The following is a 3786-nucleotide window of genomic DNA, read 5'->3' on the forward strand; positions in this document are numbered from 1 at the left end:
ACGATTCTGCTTAAACTCACGGTTCCGCCCTCGGGGTAGTTGTAGGGAAATAGTAACTGCTATGGAGCTAATACACAAGGCCCATACGCTCTGCAAACCATTTTTCTATGCGCGCCCTGTTCGCGGTGCTGTTAACGAATCCGGATATAACAAGTGCCCCATAGAGATCAAAGTTGGCGGTGACGCCGACATGAGTTTCTTTCAGCGTATCGCTGGTAGGGTTATCGACAGAGCTATCCACACCGGCAATGGAACCGTTACTGTAAGCGGTCAACGCACCACTAACGATCCTCGTGCACGAGAACACATTCTTAAGTGCCCTGTTTGTTGTGAATGATACAGAACCTGTTGACCCAAACTCAACAAACATTTTACCAGTAGACTTTTGGGAAAAAAACACAGGGAGCCTTGAATCAATGTCATTGGTAAATCCACGATGCCTAAAATAGCCAGGGAAATCAAGTGTGTCTGATATGTGCTGAATCGCCACCGCAGAAAATATATCCCCGGTTGGCCGGGGGATGACTAATCCCGTAACCAAATGCTGGACTTCTGGGCCATAACGTAAGAAATGCCTTCCCGTAGCCGAATCCTTTTTGAGAGTTGGGCGCTTCGCTGAGTCAGATTGACTAGCATCGTAGCCAAACGGGCCTTTGTCTTTTATCAACGCGACGGTAGAATCAACAGCGCAGGGGATAGTTCCAGCAACGTCCTGAAACATTGTAGACAAATCACTTGGGTCGTAAAAGCACCCAGCGTCTCCTCCTGACACAGGAAACATGATTCTCGGTGACCAATGAGCACGCATTCCTAATCCAGGCATCACACGAACCTCTGTCCACCAATGAACCCGGACCATGTTGTTCCACCATCATCGGTGTGCAGCGTGAAAATGTCATAGTTACTCGCGGTAGCCGTGACCGTCGGGATATACCCGTTCGCCCATTTGACACTGGCGGGCCATGCAAAGGTACGGCTCCCCGTGGCATCTTGAACAAGCTTGAGATCAACGGTGCAATCAACCCCAGACGGTACATTACTGAAGGTCAGCGTTGTCACATTGGCATCCAGGGTAACCTTGAAGTACCGCCCTGTTGCAAGGTTGAGCGTCAGCGTCCCCGACGAAATGGTCGGGGAGTTTACCTTCCGTTCAAAAAGTAATTCAGAAAGCTGCCTCATTTATCAGCCCCGGATCAATACGCGGTAGGCATTGGAAGCAGGAGCAACACTCGTTACCACGGTGACCTGGTTTATGCTGGTCCGTTGTACGTCGCAGAGCACGGTGTCATAGTTCCCGCTATTCAGGATGACTTCCACAAGCACATCGCGAGTACCGAAATTGTGCGTGAAATTGAAACTCGTCGAAGACCCATCGCCAAAGTTCGCGGCGTACTTCTTAACCGCAAAGGGCGACGTGGCTAGCTTAAGCGGGGTGACAAAACGAAGATCGTCTGTACCGGCATCTGTTTCCGCTTGAGTGGCAATCTCCGCGATCCCTGCGGAGGTTTCGCTGGCATTCCCCGCAGCGGTGCCGAATACAGACCAGGATACCGCACCAGAGTCCAGTGTAAAATTCACGGCGGTCTGGCGATATGTTACCCCAGCGCTGGTGCCCTCCTCGACGGTAACAACGGCTTGCTCAAGCTCATTCGCGGTATTCGCGTCAAGCGACCTTGTTGCGGGGACCGCCGCGCCGTTCCAGATATAGATGCCGTTTTCTGCTCCGGCGCTCTGCGCTCGCACAAGTACCCGATCCCCAGACACCATCGTAATGCCGTCGATCGTGGCACCGGGGGATGCTAACGTAAGGTTCCCCTGCGTAGCCACACGTGCCGAATCCTTCCACGCGAGACCCTCGACAGCGCTGTCAACGTATGCCTTGGTCGCTGCGTCTGTAGATGCGCTCGGGTTAGTTAACCCGGTTACAGTCCCTGCGCTCTGAAAATCGAATGAAGTTGAGATCTTTGTGGCCATTGCGAATACTCCTTAAGTAAATAGGGCGTACCCGCTGAACGCAAGGGACGCGGAAATTACGGTTTGATTCAAGCTTGTGTGACTGATATCGGCGATGACCACCTGGCCACCGGAATTGAAAACCTGCACAGTAGGGTTGTACCCTAGGTTGTGGTTCACGGTCCAGGTATCCGAGGCCGAAGCCTGCGTGTGCTTATACGTCGAGCCGCCAAGGCCGGAGAAGTTGACATCGATAACCCCACCACCCGCATGAGTAACCACGCCGGTAGCGCCTACGAATCGAAGCGCGGTCATATTGTGGTAGACCTGCGCTCCATCGACAACAACAGGGATGTACCGAATCTTTGCTTCCAGATTCGATAGCTGCTCTGTCATTTCGACATAGATCGTTGTCATGCCATGCCCTGCCTTTCCATCATATGCTTCTCGTAGACAACCACATCCTTTAGCCTGTACAATAACTTACCGGCAATCATAACAGGGTTCGGAGTTCCGTGTAACCGGCTACGGGAATCGAGTTCCCCAATGCTCATACACCATCGCTCGGCTAACTCTTTCGGGCTTAGGAATGCCTCGACCCGCATACGTTTACTGGGGGCCGATGTACACACATGACTGACGATGGCTATTGCACCGGCAACCCATTCGTCGGTATCCTGCCCACAAAGCGCGGCGGCGACCATCGCTGTTTCGTAATCTTTATCGTCCAGTACAACTTCGAGAGTACGCATGAAATTAACCCGCCTTGCGGAGTTCAGGGCCACAACCCGAAAAGTCGAGCAACTGCGCAGCCACCTTGGCCTCAGCATCCCGTGCGCTGCCCTGATCGTCGGGTTCAAGGATGCAACAGGCTACATCAAAGTCCACGATAGTCCCGATCTGGATATCAACTGGACCCACCTCATACCGCACTACAATTTCGCTCTGCGCTTCATGATCTTCATGCATCATTCCGGCGCGGACCATAAGTCCACACGGGCCGTTGAAACCGAACGTAACCATTACGCCTCCATAACCTTCAAGGACCTCGGGGTGCCCGCGTATCCATCGCTGACCCTGAGAGAGCCACCCTCGGCGCTCCAGCAATACGAACCCCTACTGCAACAGCGCATCGACTTCGCGGAGTCCGAAGCCGATGCCAAAGCTGCGGATGAACGCCTGAAGTTCATCACAGGTCTCCTGGCTCGATCCCGACGGACCTGAGCAGGCCATTCATCTCAGCGCGTTGCTTAGCGCTCTGCCCGCCGGTGCGGCGCTCTGTGAGCGTCCTTGCGCGTGACTGCCGTAGCGCATCGCCGTAATCGATCGTGATCCGGTCCCGTGGATTCGGGTGTGATTGGTTCCACGCATTGATGGAATCAATCACGGCCTTGACTGCTTCAGGTCCTTCCCGGTAAGCGCGGACAAGATCCTGGCGGAAACCCTTGGTGGCATCCGTCTTCCACTCTTGGTAGTCATAGATGATGTTCATTGCCTGGTACTCTCGGGACAGTTCCGTAGAACTGAACCCAGCGGCTTTCATCAACATGCTGCCCAAGGTAGCCGGAGCTACAACGTTCCCTTGCTTATCGCGCTGCTCTCCGGTCAGGATCTGATCAGCTAGATTGGCCGCGTCGGCAATGGCGCGTACCGGAGCGTTGCGTGCGGCGCCGAGGATGTCTCCCTGCGCAAGGCGAGCGGTAGCCCCAGCACCCGTAACGACCGGTTGTCCGGCGGGGCCGAGGATTTCCCATAGCGCCATGCCGATATCGTTACGAGACAGCCCCTGCATACCGGGGACGATGCGGCCAAGCCCGATGCGACTGGACACAT

General features: G+C 54.4%; 7 protein-coding genes. 1 reads left to right on the plus strand and 6 read right to left on the minus strand.

Features of this window, described 5'->3' with window-relative positions; all coding sequences use genetic code 11:
- Positions 1–67 precede the first annotated feature (67 nt).
- The 5 genes from E4680_RS13535 to E4680_RS13555 form a co-directional block, all read right to left on the minus strand.
- Positions 68–721 (minus strand): hypothetical protein, encoded by a 654-nt coding sequence (locus tag E4680_RS13535; RefSeq protein WP_135282954.1) that lies wholly within the window; start codon positions 719–721, stop codon positions 68–70.
- Between the two features lie 101 nt (positions 722–822).
- Entirely contained in the window at positions 823–1179 is a 357-nt protein-coding gene (locus E4680_RS13540; RefSeq protein WP_205688946.1) for a hypothetical protein, read from the minus strand.
- A gap of 3 nt (positions 1180–1182) precedes the next feature.
- Positions 1183–1974 carry a hypothetical protein gene (locus E4680_RS13545; protein ID WP_135282955.1) on the minus strand — a complete coding sequence of 264 codons (792 nt, stop codon included), beginning with the start codon at positions 1972–1974 and terminating at the stop codon, positions 1183–1185.
- Between the two features lie 12 nt (positions 1975–1986).
- On the minus strand, positions 1987–2370 hold the full coding sequence (locus E4680_RS13550; RefSeq protein WP_135282956.1) for a hypothetical protein: 384 nt from the start codon (positions 2368–2370) through the stop codon (positions 1987–1989).
- Complete coding sequence (locus E4680_RS13555; RefSeq protein WP_135282957.1) at positions 2367–2705, minus strand: hypothetical protein; 339 nt, start codon at positions 2703–2705, stop codon at positions 2367–2369. The genes E4680_RS13550 and E4680_RS13555 overlap by 4 nt, the downstream gene beginning before the upstream one ends.
- On the opposite strand from E4680_RS13555, the gene E4680_RS13560 reads away from it, so the two are divergent.
- A complete protein-coding gene (locus E4680_RS13560; protein ID WP_135282958.1) occupies positions 2704–3177 on the plus strand; it encodes a hypothetical protein in 474 nt (157 codons plus the stop codon). The two genes, E4680_RS13555 and E4680_RS13560, sit on opposite strands and share 2 nt — an antisense overlap.
- Here the strand turns inward: E4680_RS13560 and E4680_RS14165 are convergent.
- Positions 3143–3786, minus strand: a 644-nt coding sequence (locus tag E4680_RS14165; RefSeq protein WP_167792526.1) for a hypothetical protein, incomplete at its 5' end; no start/stop codon positions are given. The two genes, E4680_RS13560 and E4680_RS14165, sit on opposite strands and share 35 nt — an antisense overlap.

This window comes from Candidatus Macondimonas diazotrophica (assembly GCF_004684205.1).
Lineage (GTDB): Bacteria > Pseudomonadota > Gammaproteobacteria > UBA5335 > UBA5335 > Macondimonas > Macondimonas diazotrophica.